This is a genomic window from Symbiopectobacterium sp. Eva_TO, assembly GCF_053848865.1.
This window is the reverse complement of record NZ_JBSPEY010000004.1, coordinates 1,812,670-1,832,309: the sequence shown is the minus strand read 5'-3', so window position 1 is coordinate 1,832,309 and position 19,640 is coordinate 1,812,670. Positions and strand designations below refer to the sequence as shown.

The 19,640-nt window shown below is 52.8% G+C and carries 17 protein-coding genes and 3 pseudogenes; 9 read left to right on the top strand and 11 right to left on the bottom strand.

What is annotated here, in order from left to right; all coding sequences use genetic code 11:
- Positions 1 to 28: 28 nt before the first annotated feature.
- The 3 genes and pseudogenes from ACWWJF_RS11695 to ACWWJF_RS11685 all read right to left on the bottom strand — a co-directional run bounded on the left by ACWWJF_RS11695 (position 29) and on the right by ACWWJF_RS11685 (position 2,773).
- The gene (locus ACWWJF_RS11695; RefSeq protein ID WP_455869529.1) at positions 29 to 907 is read right to left on the bottom strand and encodes an ABC transporter substrate-binding protein; all 879 of its coding nucleotides are present in this window, start codon (positions 905 to 907) and stop codon (positions 29 to 31) included.
- Positions 908 to 980: 73 nt separating this feature from the next.
- Entirely contained in the window at positions 981 to 1,784 is an 804-nt protein-coding gene (locus ACWWJF_RS11690; protein WP_455869528.1) for a deaminated glutathione amidase, read from the bottom strand.
- Between the two features lie 42 nt (positions 1,785 to 1,826).
- Positions 1,827 to 2,773, bottom strand: a pseudogene (locus ACWWJF_RS11685) (nitrate ABC transporter substrate-binding protein).
- A 226-nt stretch (positions 2,774 to 2,999) separates the two neighbouring features.
- On the opposite strand from ACWWJF_RS11685, the gene ACWWJF_RS11680 reads away from it, so the two are divergent.
- Positions 3,000 to 3,206 carry a GntR family transcriptional regulator gene (locus ACWWJF_RS11680; RefSeq protein WP_455869527.1) on the top strand — a complete coding sequence of 69 codons (207 nt, stop codon included), beginning with the start codon at positions 3,000 to 3,002 and terminating at the stop codon, positions 3,204 to 3,206.
- On the opposite strand, the gene ACWWJF_RS11675 is transcribed toward ACWWJF_RS11680, so the two are convergent.
- Complete coding sequence (locus ACWWJF_RS11675) at positions 3,181 to 4,512, bottom strand: IS4 family transposase (protein ID WP_455868420.1); 1,332 nt, start codon at positions 4,510 to 4,512, stop codon at positions 3,181 to 3,183. The genes ACWWJF_RS11680 and ACWWJF_RS11675 overlap by 26 nt on opposite strands.
- A gap of 843 nt (positions 4,513 to 5,355) precedes the next feature.
- Between ACWWJF_RS11675 and ACWWJF_RS11670 the strand changes: the two genes are divergently transcribed.
- The 6 genes and pseudogenes from ACWWJF_RS11670 to ACWWJF_RS11645 all read left to right on the top strand — a co-directional run bounded on the left by ACWWJF_RS11670 (position 5,356) and on the right by ACWWJF_RS11645 (position 10,284).
- Positions 5,356 to 5,562 carry a DUF1454 family protein gene (locus ACWWJF_RS11670; RefSeq protein ID WP_455871051.1) on the top strand — a complete coding sequence of 69 codons (207 nt, stop codon included), beginning with the start codon at positions 5,356 to 5,358 and terminating at the stop codon, positions 5,560 to 5,562.
- Between the two features lie 129 nt (positions 5,563 to 5,691).
- A pseudogene (locus ACWWJF_RS11665) lies at positions 5,692 to 6,129 on the top strand (DUF1454 family protein); the annotation flags it as partial.
- A 103-nt stretch (positions 6,130 to 6,232) separates the two neighbouring features.
- A complete protein-coding gene (tpiA, locus tag ACWWJF_RS11660) occupies positions 6,233 to 7,000 on the top strand; it encodes a triose-phosphate isomerase (RefSeq protein WP_455869526.1) in 768 nt (255 codons plus the stop codon).
- 387 nt (positions 7,001 to 7,387) lie between these two features.
- A pseudogene (glsA, locus tag ACWWJF_RS11655) lies at positions 7,388 to 8,395 on the top strand (glutaminase A).
- A gap of 66 nt (positions 8,396 to 8,461) precedes the next feature.
- Positions 8,462 to 10,021: an MFS transporter gene (locus ACWWJF_RS11650; RefSeq protein ID WP_455869525.1), complete on the top strand. Its 1,560-nt coding sequence runs from the start codon at positions 8,462 to 8,464 to the stop codon at positions 10,019 to 10,021.
- Positions 10,022 to 10,107: 86 nt separating this feature from the next.
- Positions 10,108 to 10,284 carry a hypothetical protein gene (locus ACWWJF_RS11645; protein ID WP_455869524.1) on the top strand — a complete coding sequence of 59 codons (177 nt, stop codon included), beginning with the start codon at positions 10,108 to 10,110 and terminating at the stop codon, positions 10,282 to 10,284.
- 145 nt (positions 10,285 to 10,429) lie between these two features.
- Here the strand turns inward: ACWWJF_RS11645 and aguA are convergent, their stop codons facing one another.
- From aguA to ACWWJF_RS11610, 7 genes are all read right to left on the bottom strand, one after another.
- Positions 10,430 to 11,527: an agmatine deiminase gene (gene aguA / locus ACWWJF_RS11640; RefSeq protein WP_455869523.1), complete on the bottom strand. Its 1,098-nt coding sequence runs from the start codon at positions 11,525 to 11,527 to the stop codon at positions 10,430 to 10,432.
- A 3-nt stretch (positions 11,528 to 11,530) separates the two neighbouring features.
- Complete coding sequence (gene aguB, locus ACWWJF_RS11635) at positions 11,531 to 12,415, bottom strand: N-carbamoylputrescine amidase (protein ID WP_455869522.1); 885 nt, start codon at positions 12,413 to 12,415, stop codon at positions 11,531 to 11,533.
- Between the two features lie 71 nt (positions 12,416 to 12,486).
- Positions 12,487 to 12,963: a 2TM domain-containing protein gene (locus ACWWJF_RS11630; RefSeq protein ID WP_455871050.1), complete on the bottom strand. Its 477-nt coding sequence runs from the start codon at positions 12,961 to 12,963 to the stop codon at positions 12,487 to 12,489.
- A gap of 185 nt (positions 12,964 to 13,148) precedes the next feature.
- Positions 13,149 to 14,111 carry a 6-phosphofructokinase gene (gene pfkA / locus ACWWJF_RS11625; protein ID WP_455869521.1) on the bottom strand — a complete coding sequence of 321 codons (963 nt, stop codon included), beginning with the start codon at positions 14,109 to 14,111 and terminating at the stop codon, positions 13,149 to 13,151.
- A gap of 187 nt (positions 14,112 to 14,298) precedes the next feature.
- Complete coding sequence (gene fieF / locus ACWWJF_RS11620; protein WP_455871049.1) at positions 14,299 to 15,201, bottom strand: CDF family cation-efflux transporter FieF; 903 nt, start codon at positions 15,199 to 15,201, stop codon at positions 14,299 to 14,301.
- Between the two features lie 42 nt (positions 15,202 to 15,243).
- On the bottom strand, positions 15,244 to 16,431 hold the full coding sequence (locus ACWWJF_RS11615) for a sugar transporter (protein ID WP_455871048.1): 1,188 nt from the start codon (positions 16,429 to 16,431) through the stop codon (positions 15,244 to 15,246).
- A gap of 556 nt (positions 16,432 to 16,987) precedes the next feature.
- Positions 16,988 to 17,263, bottom strand: a complete 276-nt coding sequence (locus ACWWJF_RS11610; RefSeq protein ID WP_455869520.1) for a Spy/CpxP family protein refolding chaperone — start codon at positions 17,261 to 17,263, stop codon at positions 16,988 to 16,990.
- Between the two features lie 269 nt (positions 17,264 to 17,532).
- Between ACWWJF_RS11610 and cpxR the strand changes: the two genes are divergently transcribed.
- Together cpxR and cpxA are read left to right on the top strand one after the other, a co-directional pair.
- Positions 17,533 to 18,231, top strand: coding sequence for an envelope stress response regulator transcription factor CpxR (gene cpxR, locus ACWWJF_RS11605; protein WP_222159118.1), 699 nt, complete (start codon positions 17,533 to 17,535; stop codon positions 18,229 to 18,231).
- A gap of 16 nt (positions 18,232 to 18,247) precedes the next feature.
- Positions 18,248 to 19,621 carry an envelope stress sensor histidine kinase CpxA gene (cpxA, locus tag ACWWJF_RS11600; protein WP_455869519.1) on the top strand — a complete coding sequence of 458 codons (1,374 nt, stop codon included), beginning with the start codon at positions 18,248 to 18,250 and terminating at the stop codon, positions 19,619 to 19,621.
- The last annotated feature ends 19 nt before the right edge of the window (positions 19,622 to 19,640 follow it).

Genomic DNA, 19,640 nt, shown 5'->3' with positions numbered 1-19,640 from the left:
ATGCGTGGTTTCTGCGAAGAAACGTCGATTACTTGGCTAAATTGATGCCCGGTGCAGGCAGCATATTGTCTGACAAGTTCCATTTCTTCATGATGGCGGCATAGGTGCCGTTATCAAACAGCTCCTGATACGCAGCCAGAATAATCGGTGTTAACGGCGAGTCTTTCTCAAAGACAGATCCCTGATACAGGTCGCCAAATCCATTGTGTTGCCCGGTACCGGCCAGTTCGAGCTGCCCATTGGTTTGCTGCACAAAGTAGGTCAGCGGTGCCTGAGAGGAGAAAAAGGCATCTGCGCGATCGGAACGCACAGAGAGGATTGAGGTCGGTTGGTCAGTGTAGGATTGTACCGTCACGGCCGGTTTTCCGGCAGCGGTACAGGCTTGCGATTGTTTGACGATCACCTGCTCGGCAGAACCTCCTGCCAATACGGCGATGCGTTTGCCGCAGGTATCGTCCAGGGTATTTATTTTTTCAGAGTTTCCACTTTTTACCGCAAAGACGACAAATTCACGGACAAAATCCACAAAATCGTTTTTAGCCTGACGCGGCGGGAAATCGCCAGTGGGCCCGATTGCGAATTGGTAGCGCCCAGATTGAATACCGCTCAGTATGCCGGGTAGTCCGCCCACCGTGAAATGTTCAATTTTGACACCGAGCAGTTCACCCAATGCGTTAGCGAGATCAACGCTAGCGCCTTCGATGGAATCAGTGTTGCTGACGATTTTATAAGGCGGAAAGGAACCGTTATTGGCAGCGTTTAAGACGCCGGTTTTTTTTATATCTTCCGGCAAACGTTCGTGCAGGCTTTTGTTTAGCGTTTGGGTTGGAATTGCGGTAGCCAAGGTATTTGCAGAAAACAGTGAACCGATCAGTAGCGTGGTATATCCAAGCCTTTTCATTGTCATGCCGTGTTCTCCTCTGCTTTTTGGGGAATGCATATGTCAGTGATAGTGAGAAAATCAGTATTAGCGGTGAAAACTATCCTTGTATTTCATGGTGCAAACGTGGTGCAACAAATCGGCGGTTAGCCAGTGCCGGTAAAACATCACGAGCATAGGCGGTTCGTTTAGGATCGATATAAGCATAGACCAACGTCGGTGTTTCGGGTGCCTGTACTACCACGACGCCTAGCGGGTCGACCACCATGCTGTTACCGACGTTTCTCACACCGCACTCGCCAACCGCCACCACATAGGTGGTGTTTTCCAAAGCGCGGTCGCGGACCAGAAGTTCCCAGTGCGTCTCTTTCAGTGGCCCTTTAACCCAGGCGGCGGGCAGCACCAGCAGATCGGCGCCATCCAGTACCAGACGACGCGCGAGCTCGGGAAAGCGGATGTCATAGCAGGTCATCAATCCCACGTTCAATCCGGCAAGGTTTACCAACGCCGGGACATCATCTCCAGGCATCACGTTATCAGATTCTTTCATAGCGAATGCATCGTACAGATGCAATTTGCGATACTGCTCGATGATTTTGCCGTTGCGAACGACAACCAGCGTGTTCCAGACTTTAACGCTGCCGTTAGGAACGTGGACGCTCATCATGGTGGTCATGCCGTTGCCTTGGCTGGCGGCAAGCACCTGCGTCATAAACGGGCCATCAAGAGGTTGTGCTGCGGTTAGTACCAACTTGGGATTGGTAATATCGCGTGCCAGAATGCCTTCAGGCAGTACCAGAAGTTCAGCACCGGCCTGCTCGGCTTGTTCCATGAGTGAGACCGTAGTGATGGCATTGTTCTGCCACTCTTTGTCTACCGCGAATTGTCCCAACGCAACTTTCATAGCAACCTCTGTAATCCATCACGTCATTAAGGTGCAATGCCGCTACTGACATGAATAGGGGAACAACGCTTCCGGGGTTAAGCATTTCTCGGTGATCTTTTGCTCATACAGTTCTCGGGCGAAATCAGCGATCATCGCTTTATTCACCTCAAAGCCATTTTCATTCCAGTTGGCGGGTAAATCCTGCGCAGATCGTCCAGTAGCCACGGCGTGGTGTCGGTATATTTGATGCGTTTTTTCATCCACAGGGCGTAGGATTGATCGATCACTTCACTTAACGCTTGCGGCAGCCAAGGGTGCACTTGTGCTATCTCAGGTTTGATGCCGAGAACGTGAATACCCGGGATGTAACCCACGGCCCGGAAGTAATCCAATTCTGCCTGCCGAAAATCTCGAAGCAATTGACGTAGCCCTGAAGTCTCACTGAAATACCCATCCGGCATAAAAGGGGTGCATATTGCATCCAGTTCGCCGTTTTTCAGCAACGATATCAGCGACCGCTCGCCGGGGGCCGGGTCAATGTTTCCCGGTTGACCAAAATTCCCCAGCCTGTCCATGATCGGGTGTGCGTCTGTTAAGCGGCCGGCATAGCAATGGGCATCTTTCGTCTCAATGCCTTCACGTCGCAGCATGGCACGCGTCCAGACACTGCCGGAGTGATGCCAGCCGGTTACACCGATACGTTTGCCCGCGAGCTGCGATAACGCATTCAATGGGCTGTCTTCCGTGGTCAAAATGCAGCGCTGGCGAAACCCCCGCATCAAGAAATGCGGAAGTGCCAGCAAACTTTCATCGTTACCAGCGCGGTTCCGCGCGTAGTGGCTGAAAGATATTTCACCCGCATCGTAATGCGGGCTGTTGGCCAAATTTTGGGGCAACGCCTCCACGCGGTCGATCATCAATGTAAAGTGTTTTGGCTTGATGTCGCCCAAAGCAAGTGGAGTAAAATAGTCCCAATCGCGCACTGCCAATCTAATTGTTATCGTCACGCTATTTCCCCGGTGAAGGCTAACTAATCCACATCATGCTCATTATTTCCCTGCTTACAATTGTACAATTTTTGTACGTAATGTGGCTTTTTTTGATACTAGTGGCTCATTTGTATGTGTACAATCATATTTTTGTTACTGAACAAAAGTTTTTGATATTACAGCAGAAATTGATCCCGTTTGGCTGGCTGGAATGCTTACCGATCCCTCGATTCGGGGTATTGCGATGGATATCGCTGCATTGATTCGTGAGGAGCGCATCGCTATTGGCAGCCAGTTGCCGTCGGTTCGAGAACTGGCTGAAATATTGCGGGTGAGCCCGGCGACGATTTCGGCGGCCTGGTCCCAATTAAAGCGACAGAACGTGGTGACCGGGCGTGGAAGGACAGGGGGTATGGGTCACCTCGTTATACACATCTCTGTTCGTGCCTGAGCGCGCGTAGCGTTTCGGCGGCCGTCATGACTTTCTGCAAGCCTTTCCTGATAGTTTTTGCGCCTGGTTCACCGTCGCCTTTTCGAGCAAGAAAGCCTCCCAGTTGCGCAACTAAGCGCAATACTTCGTTTAGCTTAGGGCGGCCCTTGGGCATACGCTTGTTCATCAGTAGGTAAGCTCCATGAGTCTCGTCGGAATCAAAGAACAACATTGCGTCCAGCTCTGGACAGGTTCGTCCCATACGCATTAAATAGGCGATGCGCCATGCCACGATCATGAACAGCGCCAATGCCCGCTCAATGCGATCCACGGTCGATAACTGTAACGCTTCGACACAGCAGCCGTTCTTCAGCACATTGAAGAACATCTCGATTTCCCATCTAGCCCGATACCAGTCGATCAGCTCCACGATATCTTCTCGTCCTTCAGGTACGCGATTGCTCAGCAACCGCCACTCGACCGGCTTCACGCCTGCTGGCGGCTCAATTTCCTTGGCTATCACACAAGTCACTGCCAACCCGCAACGCAGCGACACTCGCTTCACGCGCAGCGCCTGTTTCACCGTACGCGCCTTCTGCCCCGCGCGAGCCGCCATAACGAATTGGATTTCTCCCACCGGCACGGTCTTTCCAACCTTCTGCCAAAGCTTCTCATTACAGTCCAGACTGCGATTATGAGTCGAGCGGATCAACCAGTCAGCCGGAGTGCCAAGGTCATCAGCGAGCTGCATCAACGCCTTGATATCCGCTTCGCGATCGGCTAAGTACACCAGACGTGTGTTTGGCAACTCCGAGGCGAGTTCAGCAACTCGCTCGTATCCCTCGAGCCAGCGCGTACTCTCCTTGAGCCCATCGCGTTTTCCGTCTGCATCCTTCGGCTCTCTTGCCCACATCCACGCATCCAGTACGCCCAACCCCACGCGATCCGGACTGACCGCGTAGGTCGGATGCAGGTACAGACCACGCCTGGCTTCGTAGTTCAAAGGACCCAAGCCTTGGATTTGCTGCCCGTTGAAGTCAAGCTCGGTAGTGTCTTGGATACACAGCACAACCTCGTGTTCTCGGATCCTTTCCTGCGTACGCTGCCAGTGAGGTTGCAGAATGTCTCGCCATTCGAATGCTTGGTTCTCCATGAAGCGGTAAGCACCCAGCGTCTCAGACCATCCGAGGCACGCATGCGGAATGCTGGCTTGCGGATTCTCAGCCAGCCGTATCAAAAGCCCTTTGGCACGCTTATTGAGCCTCGTGTCACCAAGATTTACCCCTTCCAGTTCTTGGTGTGCCCAGCCATCTGAATCCCGTGTCATTTTTCAGCGCCGTAAATGGCGATAGTACACGTCGGTTTCACTTCATTTACAACCCCACCGGCTGCCTATTTCAGCCCGCTAACCCTTGGCATATAAGGCGTTGCGGACTTGTGTATAACGAGGTGGGATACAACTCCCCAAGAGAATATCGGCGCCAGCGGGCATCGTTAACTTAAGATACAAAAGCTGTCCGGAGATGGTGGGTCAAGATCATTTGCCGCCTTCCTGCAACTCGAATTATTTAGGGTATATATTTTTATTATGTTGAAACCGATGTGGTTTACACACTGGTTAACGGGTTATATATCAAGAGAAATCGTCATTTACGTATACCGTGATACATTATTGCGAATATTTTAAATACTGTTAATAACCTCTCATTTTGGTTGATAATATTTATTCACCCTACAACCACAAATAAACAACAATGCGTAATATAACGCTAACAAAGAAAAGGTATTGTATATTCTCATATCGACACGTTTATTCTCAGGGGCTTTGTTGAATAATAGGGAATCGTGCTGTTTTACTATGCCCATTTTGGTAGAAAATGCTTATCACCTCAGGCATTCCGTTTTCTCATGATGCTTAACTGCATGATTTTACGTTGCTGGAAACAATCGTTTTACTGGGCTGGTAGCATAAAATCTGTTTATTCAACAAAGCCTTCTCAGGGTGAATACATCTTACTGACAGAATGGTTCGACAAGGGTGTGCCAGCACGTGCCTTTTGACAATCACGCCCAAATCCCGCTTTAATCAGACAAGCGCCCGTTGTCAGTGCCTCCAATCTTGCTCTGACAACGCTCTCTTTTGAAAACGGAACACTTCAATAGCGGAACTATGACTATACGACTCGTTGCCCCAGCGTTACTCCTGCTTTTACTGACGTCTGGACCGGAGGTTCACGCGCAACCCCTTGTGCCGTCAAAAGACGCCAAGGTGGCACCGTACCTGCTGCCCGACGCGCCAACATTCGACCAGACTATCCCACAATTTCGCACGCGCTATAACCCATATCGTTATACACATCTTTTGGCCATTTTTTGAACAGGATGCTCAGAACCCCGTGAATTAAGGCATTCAAGCCATCCCATTGGCTTTTTGAGGTTCAAAATGCCACTCTGAGATAAACCCGTAACTCATTGATTAAACAGTGCGTTAGAAAGATGTGTATAACGATATGGCTATAACCTCAGCAACCCCTCATTAACGATGGGTGAATTCCGCGCGGTGGATACTGGAGAGCCCGGCGCACCGCTGACGCAGGCTGCGAGCAGAATCAATGCCCAACTCTACGCCTCAACCGCGCTGGAGCGAGGCACCGGCAAAATAAAAACCATGCAACTGACCTACCACCCTCAGGCGGGCGATCCTGAAACCGGCGCTCGCCGTGCGCAGGCTATCCAGTATATGGCCGCACTGCTGCGTCACTTCATTCCCTCGCTCTCCGAGGAACAAAGCAACAAGAAGATTACGGAATTGCTGGATATCGGCAAACGTCAGGGCTTTTACCAACAAACGGAAGGCGCATTGCGATATGTAGTGGCAGATAATGGGGAAAAAGGGATAACATTCGCTGTTGAACCGATTAAGCTAACGCTATCTGAACCGTGATCGCGCTGGCATTGAGTGATGAAAATCCGAGCTTCTCGCGGGTTTGGTCTCTATACTGTCTGAAAAATAAAATTACTTGCTATCCCTATTCGGAGGAAAAAAGATGCGTCATCCATTAGTAATGGGTAACTGGAAGCTGAACGGCAGCACGCACATGGTTATCGAGCTGATCGCCGGTTTGCGTAAAGAACTCAGCACAGTGACTGGCTGCAACGTCGCCATCGCGCCGCCCGAGCTGTATCTGGATCAGGCAAATCATCAATTGGCCGGTGGCGGCATTGCGCTCGGCGCACAGAACGTCGATGTTAACCTGTCCGGTGCCTACACGGGCGAAACCTCTGCCACCATGCTTAAAGACATCGGTGCGAAATACATCATCATCGGCCACTCCGAACGCCGCACCTACCACAAAGAAAGCGACGCATTCATTGCGAAAAAATTTGGCGTGCTGAAAGAAGCCGGACTGATCCCCGTGTTGTGCATTGGTGAAACCGAAGCCGAAAACGAAGCTGGTGAAACCGAAGCGGTTGTCGCCCGTCAGTTGGATGCGGTATTGAGCACATTGGGTGCCACAGCCTTCAACGATGCGGTTATCGCCTACGAACCCGTATGGGCCATTGGCACTGGCAAATCAGCAACCCCGGCTCAGGCACAAGCGGTGCATAAGTTTATCCGTGACCATATCGCCAAGCAGGACAAAGCGGTCGCCGATCAGGTCATCATTCAGTATGGTGGTTCGGTCAACGCAGCCAACGCCGCAGAACTCTTCACGCAGCCGGACATCGACGGCGCACTGGTGGGTGGCGCGTCGCTGAAAGCCGATGCCTTTGCCGTGATCGTAAAAGCCGCCGCAGAAGCCAAGCGTGCGTAATGCGGTAATACTGCAACAGCGCGTCTGTTTTACGGATGCGCTGTTTTACTCTCTTGTCCCCGCCCCTCGCTGTACTCCTTTTCTGAAACTCTTGTACCGCCTCGCACCAGGCACTTAATCATTCGCAGTGACTTTTTCACGTTACTAAATTAAAAATTTTATTTCTGAAAAAAAAACCATTTACGGGATTAAATATTTTAAATGTCTGGATATTTATTATTTTCTATAAAACCTACCTTTTAACTCAAGACATATACGTCTCAAATCACACCGTAATCATCATGCCACGCTGTACTACGCTCTATGAAGGGAGAAAGCGCCTCAATGATGCCACCCCTATCAAGTTGATAAGTAAGGAAAATGGCGGTCTATTACGGAGATATCACCATGCCCTTTGACGAATCCAGCAATACTTTCAGCCACTATGTTTCAACCGGACATCTGCCGGACCAGGACACCGTTGCACAATTGATTTAGGAAGCCCACCAGCGTTTCGGGCAGAACCACAAGGGAGTCGTTTCTAAGGTTTATCCTGCTCTTGAACGCGTGCCTCCTGCGCTCTATGGCATTTGCATGGTTGGCACTAACGGCGCAGTACACGCCGCAGGTGATGTGGATTATGAGTTCACCATCATGAGCGTATCAAAGCCCTTTGTCTTTGCGCTGGTGTGTCAGGCACTGGGTGCCCGCGTCGTGCGCGAAAAGTTGGGCGTAAACAGTACCGGTATGCCGTTCAACTCTGTCACAGCCGTTGAGTTCACCGCAGACTCCCGCACTAATCCGATGGTAAATCCAGGGGCAATCGCCACCACCAGCGTGATCCCCGGCAACACCAGCGACGAGAAATGGAATTTTATTTACAGCGGGTTATGCGGTTTCGCGGGCAGAGAACTCACCCTTAACGAGGAAGTGTATCAATCCGCTAGTGAGACTAATTTCCGCAATCGCGGCATCGCCAATCTGCTTTACAGTTACGGGCGGCTCGGCTGCGAGCCGGCCATTGCTGTTGATTTATATACCCGCCAATGCTCACTCAACATCAGCGCCCGCGATCTGGCGGTGATGGGGGCGACGCTGGCCGATGGTGGCGTTAACCCCATCACCCGCGACCGCGTGGTCAACAATGACGTGTGCCATTACGCCCTGGCCGTGATGGTCACCGCTGGGCTGTATGAAACATCCGGCGACTGGCTCTACGATATCGGCCTCCCCGGCAAGAGCGGCATTGGCGGCGGCATCGTCACTGTCTCGCCCGGTAAGGGCGGTTTAGGCACCTTTGCGCCCTTACTTGACGGTGCAGGCAACAGCGTCAAAGGCCAGTTGGCCGCACGCTTTCTCTCCCGCAGCCTGGGTATGGATATGTTCGTCTCCGAACCTTACACCGAAAAAAGCTGATCATCGTTGGTGTAACCAACGCAAAAATTCTCATAAAAATCCAAGTACAATAAGGGGATAACCATTATGGTGAATCAATCAACACCGCACACAGTGACAGACGAGAAAGCGTCATGGATACCGATGATCACCATCGCACTCGCCCAGATTCTGATGTCATTCAACGTCGCCTCACTCCCCGTCGCGCTGGGTGGTATGGTGAACAGTTTCAATGTGCCGCCTACCACCATTGCGACGGGCATCGTCGTCTATTCACTGTCCGTCGCCGGTTTCGTTATGTTGGGTGCAAAACTCAACCAGCGATTTGGCCCACTGATCATCTTCCGCTCTACCGTGCTGCTGTTCGGTGTCGCGCAGGTGATGATGACTTTCAGCCCTAACGCCACCATCATGATCAGCGCACAGGCGCTCAGCGGCCTGACGGCGGCAGCGTTGGTGCCCTCACTGGTGGCACTGATTGCGGAGAATTATCGCGGTGCACAACAAGCTACCGCGCTAGGCACATTGGGTTCTGCACGCGCTGGCGCGGGTGTGGCAGCATTTTTAATTGGCGGGGTGCTGGGCACCTATATCGGCTGGCGTCCAGCGTTTGGTCTGCTGATCGTCTTGTCTGCCGTCATTTTCTTTCTCAGCTTCCGCATGAAAGCGGATAGGGGCCGGCCAGAAGTCAGCATTGATATTGTCGGCGTGGTACTGGCAGCAACCTCAATCATTCTGCTCTCTTTCGGCTTCAACAACCTTAACCGCTGGGGAATGGGTCTGGTTCGAGACGCTGCGCCTTTCGATCTGCTTGGCTTCTCTCCGGCACCCTTTATGATCGCGCTGGGCATCGTGCTTGGTCAGCTCTTCGTGGTCTGGACGCGACGCGTAAAAGAAAAAGGCAAAACCCCATTGCTGGCGCTAGAAGTGATTACCTCGCCAACGGAGCGAGCAGCCGTGGTCGCCATGTTTGCAGTGGTCGCACTGGAAGCAATGCTGAACTTTTCCGTGCCACTCTACATTCAGATTGTGCAGGGCAGCACGCCGCTGGCAACCGCCATCGCCATGATGCCGTTCAACCTGTCCGTATTCTTCTCCGCAACGCTTATCGTACGCTTTTACCACAAGCTGACGCCGCAAAAGATTGGCCGCTACGGCTTCATCATTTGTACCCTTTCGCTGCTGTGGCTCGCTTTTGTAGTGCGTAACAATTGGAGTGAGTTCGCGGTGCTGTTCGGCCTGGTAGCGTTCGGTATTGGTCAGGGCTCACTGGTCACCCTGCTGTTTAACGTGCTGGTGAGTGCTTCACCGAAAGAGTTGGCGGGCGACGTCGGCTCACTGCGCGGCACCACCAACAATCTGGCGAACGCGATTGGTACCGCCGTGGCCGGTGCGCTGTTGGTAGGATTGCTCAGTTCCAGCGTGATGCGCAACATTGTGCAAACGCCTGTACTGACCCCTGAAATTCAGGCACAAGTGAATCTCGATAATATTAACTTTATCAGTAACGATCGCCTGCTCACCGTGCTGTCGCAAACCACAGCAACGCCAGAACAAGTGGCTGAAGCTGTGCGCGTCAACGAGGAATCGCGCCTGAAAGCGCTGAAGTTTGGTCTGCTGATCATGGCCTTCTTGTGGCTTTGTTGAATAAACAGATTTTATGCTACCAGCCCAGTAAAACGATTGTTTCCAGCAGCGTAAAATCATGCAGTTAAGCATCATGAGAAAACGGAATGCCTGAGGTGATAAGCATTTTCTACCAAAATGGGCATAGTAAAACAGCACGATTCCCTATTATTCAACAAGGCCCCTTCTTGTCCATGATGGCGATCATACCGGCAGGCCGACTGCCTGGCTATCTGCCCGGTGAACTGCCTGCGGATAATCTGGATAAAGAGCCAACCAAATAGATTAATATCGGTGCCTCCCGTCATCCTCGGCGCAAGCCGGAGATCTCTGCGAAAAAAAAACGCATCTCTTCTGCAAGAGATGCGCGGGAATGGCTGTTTGATGCTCCGGTGACTACCGGAGCCTTTTGGTGATAGAGAAACCGGCTTAACGGACCGACGGGATCTGCTGAGTAATGCAGTGAATGTTGCCACCGCCTAACAGAATTTCGCGCGCAGGCACGCCTACAATGGCGTAATCCGGGAACATCTGTTGCAGCAGGTCACGCGCCGTATCATCGGTACGCGCATCCAGTAACGGGAAGATAATTTGCTGATTGCTGATCAGAAAATTTACGTAAGAACCCGCCAGACGCGAACCGGCTAAACGTTCAATCGCATCACCCGATGCGACACCCGCCGCTTCCTCTTCCGTGGCATAGAGCGGACCCGGCGCAGGCAGCTTCCAGATCTTCAGAGCACGTCCTTGCGCATCCCGAGCCTGGGATAAAACCTGATACGCCGCGACAGAGCGCGCATACTGCGGATCGTTTTCATCATCCGTCCAGTGCAGCGCCACTTCACCGGGGCGCACAAAGCAGCACATGTTATCGATGTGGCCATCGGTTTCGTCGTTATACACCCCTTCTTCCAACCAGATAATGGTGGAAATATTGAGGTAGTCACGCATCAACTGCTCAATCTCAGCCTTACTCAGATGAGGGTTGCGGTTCGGGTTCAGCAAGCATTCTACCGTGGTCAACAGCGTGCCTTCTCCATCAACGTGAATAGAGCCGCCTTCCAGAATCAGCGGTGCCGCATAGCGTGCATCACCGTGGTGCGCCAACACCTGCTGCGCGACTTGTTCATCCTGTCGCCAGTCGTCGTACAACCCGCCCAACTCGCCACCCCAGGCGTTAAACTGCCAGTCGATACCTCGGCGCTCACCGTTGCCGTTTAGCACCACGGTCGGTCCAGTATCACGCATCCAGGCATCATCGCTTTCCATCGCAACCAGCGTCACCGTTGCAGGCATCAGGCTACGCGCCTGCGCCATCTGCTGCGCTGGCACGCCCATGATCACAGGCGTCTTCTGACCAATCGCCTGTGCCACTGCGGCAAACGTCTGCTGCGCAGGCAAGGCATTATTACGCCAGTTATCCAACCGGTAGGGCCAGATCATCCACACCGCATCATGAGGTGCCCATTCGGCGGGCATAAAAAAGCCATCCTGACGCGGCGTCGAAGTGAGAGTCGAAGGTGACATCGATTATCTCCGGGTCTTGCCGTCAGAAGTACCGAGCGCCGTGTACATCTCCGGACGACGGTCGCGGAACAGCCCCCAACTGGCGCGTTGAGCGGCGATCGCTTCCAGATCGAAGGTGTGCACCAGCACCGCTTCATCCGTTTTGTTCGCCTGCACCAACAGCGTACCGGTTTGATCGGCAATGAAAGAAGAGCCGTAGAAGGTCATTTCCAGCCCATCGATATATTTGCTCGCTTCATTCCCAATACGGTTAGAGGCAATCACCGGCACCAGATTGGCAGCCGCGTGGCCCTGTTGCACGCGCGTCCAGTGTAGCTGGCTGTCGATATCCGGATAAGCCGGTTCAGAACCGATAGCGGTAGGGTAGAAAATCAGCTCTGCGCCCTGCAACGCCAGGCTGCGCGCGGTTTCCGGGAACCACTGGTCCCAGCAAATACCCACACCCACTTTAGCGTAACGCGTCTGCCACACCTTGAAGCCGGTATCGCCAGGGATAAAGAACTGCTTTTCCTGATACGCCGGACCATTGGGAATGTGCGTTTTACGGTACACATCCAGCACGCTACCGTCGGCGTCAATCATCACCAGCGAGTTGTAATAGGCATTATTGGCGCGCTCAAAGAAGCTCAGCGGCAATACCACCTCAAGCTCAGCCGCCAGTGCAGAGAAGTGTTTGATAAGCGGGCTGGTTTCCAGCGTTTGTGCCAGAGCATAGTGCTCGGGACTCTGATCGATACAGAAGTAAGGCGCGGCGAACAGCTCCTGAATCAGGATTATTTGAGCACCCTTGGCGTGCGCCTGTCGCACCAGTTTTTCGGCATTCTCAATATTCTTGGGCAGATCCCAGGAACACGCCATCTGCGTTGCGGCAACGGTCACTTTTGTCATGCGAAGACCTCTATTATCCCTCTATTACGCTGGCTCAATGCCAGCCCTACCCGTTTAAGTGTACGACGCTATTATGGCTTACGCAGCACCCGCTGTACACGCGCCTGCTCCCAGCGCTGCCAACGATCGCGCAGCCAGAACACCTTCACGGTATTCAGCGCCAGAAAACTGCCCCAGATTAGCAGCGGCCACAGGAACCAGTGGGAGCCTGGCGATGTCATTCGGTTCACCACGAACAGCACCAGATTGACCACAACATAAACCACAAGCGAGCGCCAGAAACGGCTCTCTTGCCGCACCTGACGTTTCGCTGCCTGAACGCGCAGCTCAAGCGATTCTCCGCTCAGGGTTTGCTCACTCTCTTCCGTCATCAATTCGGTAACATTGACGCCAAACGCTGCGGCGATGGCACCGAGCGTATCCAAACTGGCACGCTCACCATTCTCGATACGCTGAACGGTTCTGACGCTCAAGGAGGAGAGTTCCGCCAGTTGCTCCTGGGACCAGGCGCGGGCAAGGCGTAATGTTTTAATCGGATTGGTATTCATGGCTGTTTTTTCAACGCTATTTTTTAAAGAAATAAAAAACACAGCCTCAACCTACGCCCGCTTAGCTGCCGCGAACACGACAGCGACCTGACAGGCTCCCGACAGACTGCCACATCAAGAAAAAAAACCACCCTGTCGTCATACGGCGGGATGGCTTTTATTGCGAAAGAATACAGACACCAGATTTAGAACAGCTTTCTCGCCGTCTCCAGCCAATCACGCTTGAAGGGTCGTTTCATGTTCTCAATGGCATCAATGATATCGTGGTGCACCATTTTTTCGTTCTGAATACCGACGCAGCGACCGCCGTAGCCTTGCAGCAGGAGTTCAATAGAGTACGCGCCCATACGCGACGCCAAAATACGGTCATAAGCTACCGGGGAGCCGCCACGTTGAATATGGCCCAGCACCGTAGAACGCGTTTCACGCCCAGTTTCTCTTTCAATATAGCGTGCCAGTTCGTCGATATCGCAGATGTGCTCAGTAATGGCGACAATGGCGTGTTTTTTCCCTTTAGAGATGCCTGCTTTGATTTCACACACCAGATCTTTCGGTTTAAACTCTTCTTCCGGTAACACAATAAATTCGCAGCCCCCGGCAATCGCCGCGGCCAGCGTCAGATCGCCGCAGTGGCGTCCCATCACTTCCACGATGGAAATACGTTGGTGAGAAGAAGAGGTATCGCGTAAACGGTCAATGGCTTCCAGTACGGTTTCCAGTGCGGTGAAATACCCAATGGTGTAGTCGGTGCCTGCCACATCGTTATCGATGGTGCCCGGCAGGCCAATACACGGAAAGCCCATTTCAGTCAGGCGCTTGGCACCCATGTAAGAACCGTCACCGCCGATCACCACCAGGGCATCCAGACCACGGTTTTTCATGTTCTGTACCGCGACTTCACGTACGTGATCGTCGCGAAACTCGGGGAAACGCGCCGATCCTAAAAAGGTGCCGCCGCGGTTGATAACATCAGACACGCTGTAGCGGTCCAACTGCTCCATGCGATCCTGGTACAAGCCCTGATAGCCATCATAGATACCGTAGACTTCCAAACCTTCCGTCAGCGCCGCGCGTACTACGCCGCGAATCGCCGCATTCATGCCTGGCGCATCGCCACCGCTCGTCAATACTCCGATTTTCTTGATCATGACAACCTCTGGACTTGTAGATGTAGTTTTGCAGGATGTTTCTATCGGACGGGCCGCCGTGGCGAACCATCGCTCACCTTTTTAGGCATATTATAACAAATGTCCTGAGCTGAATTGATTCAGGTCAGGCAAAATAATGCCGCACAACCCATTTTCTATCACATTTCTCAAACAAATACAGGCTGGATCACACCTCGATGCGCCCGCGCTGTTCTTCCGGTACAGCGGAGGACGGGTCTTGATGGATAAGAATATCGACACCGGGAAAACGCTGACGCAACACCTGCTCCAAACGGTCCGCAACCTCATGTGCCCGAACCAGCGGCAGCGAATCATCCATTTCCAGATGCAGTTGAATAAAACGGGTCGGCCCTGAGCGCAGGGTACGCAGTTGATGTGCGCCATGAGTGCCCGGCCAGTCACGAATCAGCTCAACAATCGCCTGCTGCTCTTCTTCTGGCAGCGCGCGATCCAGCAGCGATTGCACCGCGTCATAGCAGATGCGCAGGGCGCTGTAGAGAATATAAACCCCAATCCCCAACGCAAACAGGGCATCAGCGTAGGTGATACCGCGCCAGCTTAATACCAGCGCCACCAGAATAGCGCCGTTCATAAACACATCAGACAGGTAATGCAATGAATCGGCGCGTATCGCTTGGCTCTGGGTCTTGCGTACCACCCAACGTTGAAAAGTCACCAGCAGCAGCGTTGCCACCAGGGCAATCACGGTGATGACAATCCCCACTTCTGGTGCGTACAGCGGTTGCGGCGCATTTAGCCGTTGGAACCCGGTGAGGCTCAAGAACAGCGCGGAACCAGCAATGAACATGCCCTGCGCAATGGCGGCCAGAGACTCTGCTTTGCCATGACCGAAAGCATGCTCATCGTCAGCGGGTTGGAGCGCATAACGCACGGCCAGCAGGTTCACCAGCGACGCGCTGATATCCACCAGTGAATCCACCAACGAGGCTAATAAACTGACCGAACCGGTGTACCACCAGGCGAAGGCCTTAATGATAAATAACAGCAGCGCCACGGCTGTCGCAACCACTGCGGCGCGCGTTACCCAATGTGCATACTGCAAATCCATCACGCACCTCGCCTCAACAAAGCATGTTATCCAATCATGACATTACTTCATGACAGCATGGCTAAACACGAGCGCATAGCGCCGAAAAATGAACAGGCACCACAGCAACGCAATGCCCCCCAGTGAAGCCCCCACAAAACCAATCTCATTCATGCCGACATGCGTGATGATCTGGTTGCCCAGCAGCGCACCACCGCCGATACCCACATTATAGATGCCGGAGAACAATGCCATGGCAACATCAGTGGCATCAGAGGCCAGCGTCAGGACTTTTACTTGCATGCCAAGGCTCAGCGCCATGATAACGATGCCCCACAGCACACAGACGATGGACAATCCCAATGGATTATTGGCCATTGGCAAAAACAGCGCCATGCACAACGGCAATGCCGCGATGCTCGCCACCAGAAAGCCCGCTGGATAGCGATTGCTGTAGCGGCTGAAAAGCATGCTGCCGATGATACCGGCACCGCCAAAAATCAGCAGCAATACGGTGGTGAAATTTTCGCTTAATCCGGCAACCCGCTGCACGAAAGGTTCGATATAGCTGTAAGCGGTAAAATGGGCCGTCACCACCAGCACCGTCAGTGCATAAATACACAGCAGCGCCGGGCGTTTAAGCAGCAATGGCAGGCTTTTCAGCGAACCAGAATGGCTGCTAGGCAACGGAGGCAACAGTTTCATCAACACTAGCAGAATCACAAAAGCCACCACGCCAATACCGCTGAAGGTGACGCGCCACCCCATGTACTGCCCGATTAGACGACCGAGCGGCAGGCCCAGTACCATTGCCAGCGCGGTGCCGGTTGCCAACAGGCTCAGCGCCTGCGCTTTCTTGCCCGGCGGTGCCAAACGCACCGCCAACGAGGCCGTAATTGACCAGAAAATGGCATGTGCCAGCGCCACACCGATACGCGCCGCCACCAGCACCCAGAAATTCCAGACCAAACCGGAAATGATGTTGCACACGGCGAACAGGATAAACACTTTGATCAGCAGCCCCCGCCGTTCCATATCGCTGCATACCAGCATAAAGGGCAACGACATGGTGCCCACCACCCAGGCATAAATCGTGATAATCAACCCGACCTGTGCAGCGCTCATCGAAAAACTGACGGCAATATCAGACAACAAGGCAACGGGCGTAAATTCAGCGGTATTAAAAATAAACGCCGCCATAGCGAGGCTGATAACACGAAACCATGCTATCGAACGGGATGAAAGGGTCATGGGCTGCACACTAGCAGATATCAACAACGTAGAAAGAAAATCAGCAGCGTGTCGCGCCGCAGGAAGCGGCATCGAACGCTGCACGTGAACAGAAAAATTGCCGGGCTACGCCAAAGGTAGCGCCTACACCGACAAAAATCTGTAAAGCAGATCACATTTTACGCTGAATCGGGGCGGGCTGTAGTACTTTTTTTAAGCAGTTAATCGAAGAACAGCGCGGATTTTAGGTGCCAACGTAGGCGTAACCACTGTTTAGAGGGATGAATTTAATGGTTTTATATGGCGTTTCGTTCCCCAACACCCCTCTGTTTTTGAAAGCCTTTTCCTAAAAAACAGCAAAAAAAAAGCCCGTCATCATGACGGGCAAAAGACAGGGATGGTGTCTATGGCAAGGAAATCAACTTCTTACTACTTTCACTACACACTACAGGGTTACTCAGGGATTTGGTTCACTGTTCAGCGCCCCACAGGGGGGACATGGAGGCTTCAGCTTGGGATAACTGCTGCCGCATCTCGTTCATTCACTGTTGATAACGCTGTTCCAGAACTATTTTTTCTAATAATTCAGCGAGTTATACATTTTATTGCGCACACGTGTCATTTCTATCTGGCGTTCAACCTGTGCTTGCATCATCTGCGAAATCTGTTTTCTGACGGCCGCTTCATCAAATTTCTCTGCGGTCACCAAAGTGTGCATTTTTTCTATATCATTTAAGTGCAGCACGGGCGCATCTTGCCTTGCCTGTTGCATCAGGTCACGCAAGTGTTGACGCTGTTGTTCCGTCAGTTTCACACCGTCAAACAGACCGCGCTGACTGATGGCGTTTCGCAAGGCTGCATCGCCAGGGTGTCAACCAGGCAGTGACGCACTATCGCTATCGGCTACTGATGCGTTAACGACACCGAACATCAGCAATGAAATGAGAGAGATTTTTATGCGCCGTAGCATCATCACCCCCCGGTACAATGCGCCAATCTGTGAATCAATGAACACAAGTCTAAACACCTTGCTGCAAACATGCGTCAGAGGATGTAAAACTACGTAAAGTCATGGAATAGCGTCGATCTATGACGTATTTTGCCCCTGGAGGTAGCCTAATCATGAACAAGATTCTGTTGGTGGATGACGACAAAGAACTCACCGCTTTGTTGAAAGAGTTGCTCGAAATGGAAGGTTTTAACGTTGTCGTTGCCCACGATGGCGAACAGGCATTAAACGTATTGGACAGTACGGTAGATTTGCTGTTGTTGGACGTCATGATGCCGAAGAAAAACGGTATCGACACCTTGAAAGAGGTACGGCAGCAGCATCAGACGCCCGTCATCATGCTAACCGCGCGCGGTAGCGAACTGGATCGCGTTCTGGGGCTGGAACTGGGGGCGGATGATTATCTGCCTAAACCGTTTAACGATCGTGAACTGGTGGCACGTATTCGCGCCATTTTACGCCGCTCATCGTGGACCGAGCAGCAGCAAACCACGGATAACGGTTCACCGACCGTTGAAGTGGACGGTTTGCGCCTCAATCCGGGGCGCCAGGAAGCGAGCTTCGACACCGAAGTGCTGGATCTCACCGGCACCGAGTTCACGCTGCTCTACCTGTTGGCGCAGCGGTTGGGACAAGTGGTGTCGCGCGAGCATCTTAGTCAGGAAGTGCTGGGTAAACGTCTGACGCCGTTCGATCGTGCGATAGACATGCACATTTCCAATCTGCGACGTAAACTGCCGGAGCGTAAAGACGGACAACCCTGGTTCAAGACGCTCCGCGGCCGCGGTTATTTAATGGTATCAACAAGTTAAAATAGTTATCTGCGGCATGATCGACAGTTTGACTTCGCGCATTTTCGCCATTTTCTGGCTGACGCTGGCGTTGGTGCTAATGCTGGTTCTGATGTTGCCCAAGCTGGACTCACGCCAAATGACGGCGCTGTTGGAAAACGAGTATCGTCAGGGCGTGATGCTGGAACAGCATATCGAAGCCGATCTTGCCGCCGATCCGCCTAACGACCTGTTTTGGTGGCGACGCTTGTTTCGCGTGATCGAAAAATGGTCACCGCCGGGGCAACGTCTGGTTTTCGTCACGAGTGAAGGGCGCATTTTCGGTACGCTGCAAAAAACCGAAATGCAGATTGTGCGTAACTTTATCGGCCAGTCTGATAATGCCGACCACCCACAGAAGAAAAATTATGGTCGGCTCGAACTGCTCGGACCGTTTTCCGTGCGCGACGGTGAGGATAATTACCAGGTTTATCTGATCCGCATGGCAAACAGCCCGCAGTCCGATTTCATCAATCTGCTACTGGACCGCCCGCTGCTGTTACTCATTGTCACTATGCTTATCAGCACACCGTTGTTGCTTTGGCTGGCCTGGAGCCTGGCAAAACCTGCGCGTAAGCTGAAAATTGCGGCCGATGAAGTGGCGCAAGGCAACCTACGTCAACACCCCGAGATGGAAGCCGGGCCGCAAGAGTTCCTCGCCACTGGCGTCAGCTTTAACCAAATGGTCAGCGCGCTGGAACGCATGGTTACCGCGCAACAACGTCTGCTTTCTGATATTTCCCATGAACTGCGCACACCGTTGACACGCTTGCAATTGGCTACCGCGCTGCTGCGCCGTCGTCAGGGTGAAAACAATGAGCTGAACCGCATTGAAACCGAAACGCAGCGGCTGGACAGCATGATCAACGACCTGCTGGTGTTATCGCGCAACCAGCACAAGAACGAGTTGGGGCGTGAATATATCCGCGCCGACGAACTGTGGGGAGACGTGCTGGATGACGCCCGCTTTGAAGCCGAGCAAATGGGTAAAACGCTGGACGTGCCCTATCCACCCGGCCCCTGGCCGCTGTTCGGTAACCGTTCCGCACTGGAAAGCGCTTTCGAAAATGTGGTGCGCAACGCCCTGCGTTACTCAAACACCCATATCAGCGTCGCCTTTGCCGTTGATAATCAAGGACTCACCATTAACGTTGACGATGATGGCCCCGGCATTAACCCGGAAGATCGCGAGCAAATCTTCCGCCCGTTCTATCGCACCGATGAGGCGCGCGATCGGGCGTCGGGCGGTACGGGGTTAGGGTTGGCGATTGTGGAGAATGCGATTACGCAACATAAAGGCTGGGTTAAAGCAGGAGACAGTTCGTTAGGGGGGTTACGTCTGACCATCTGGCTACCGCTGAACGAACGCTAAGCGCAGCTATACACGTGGG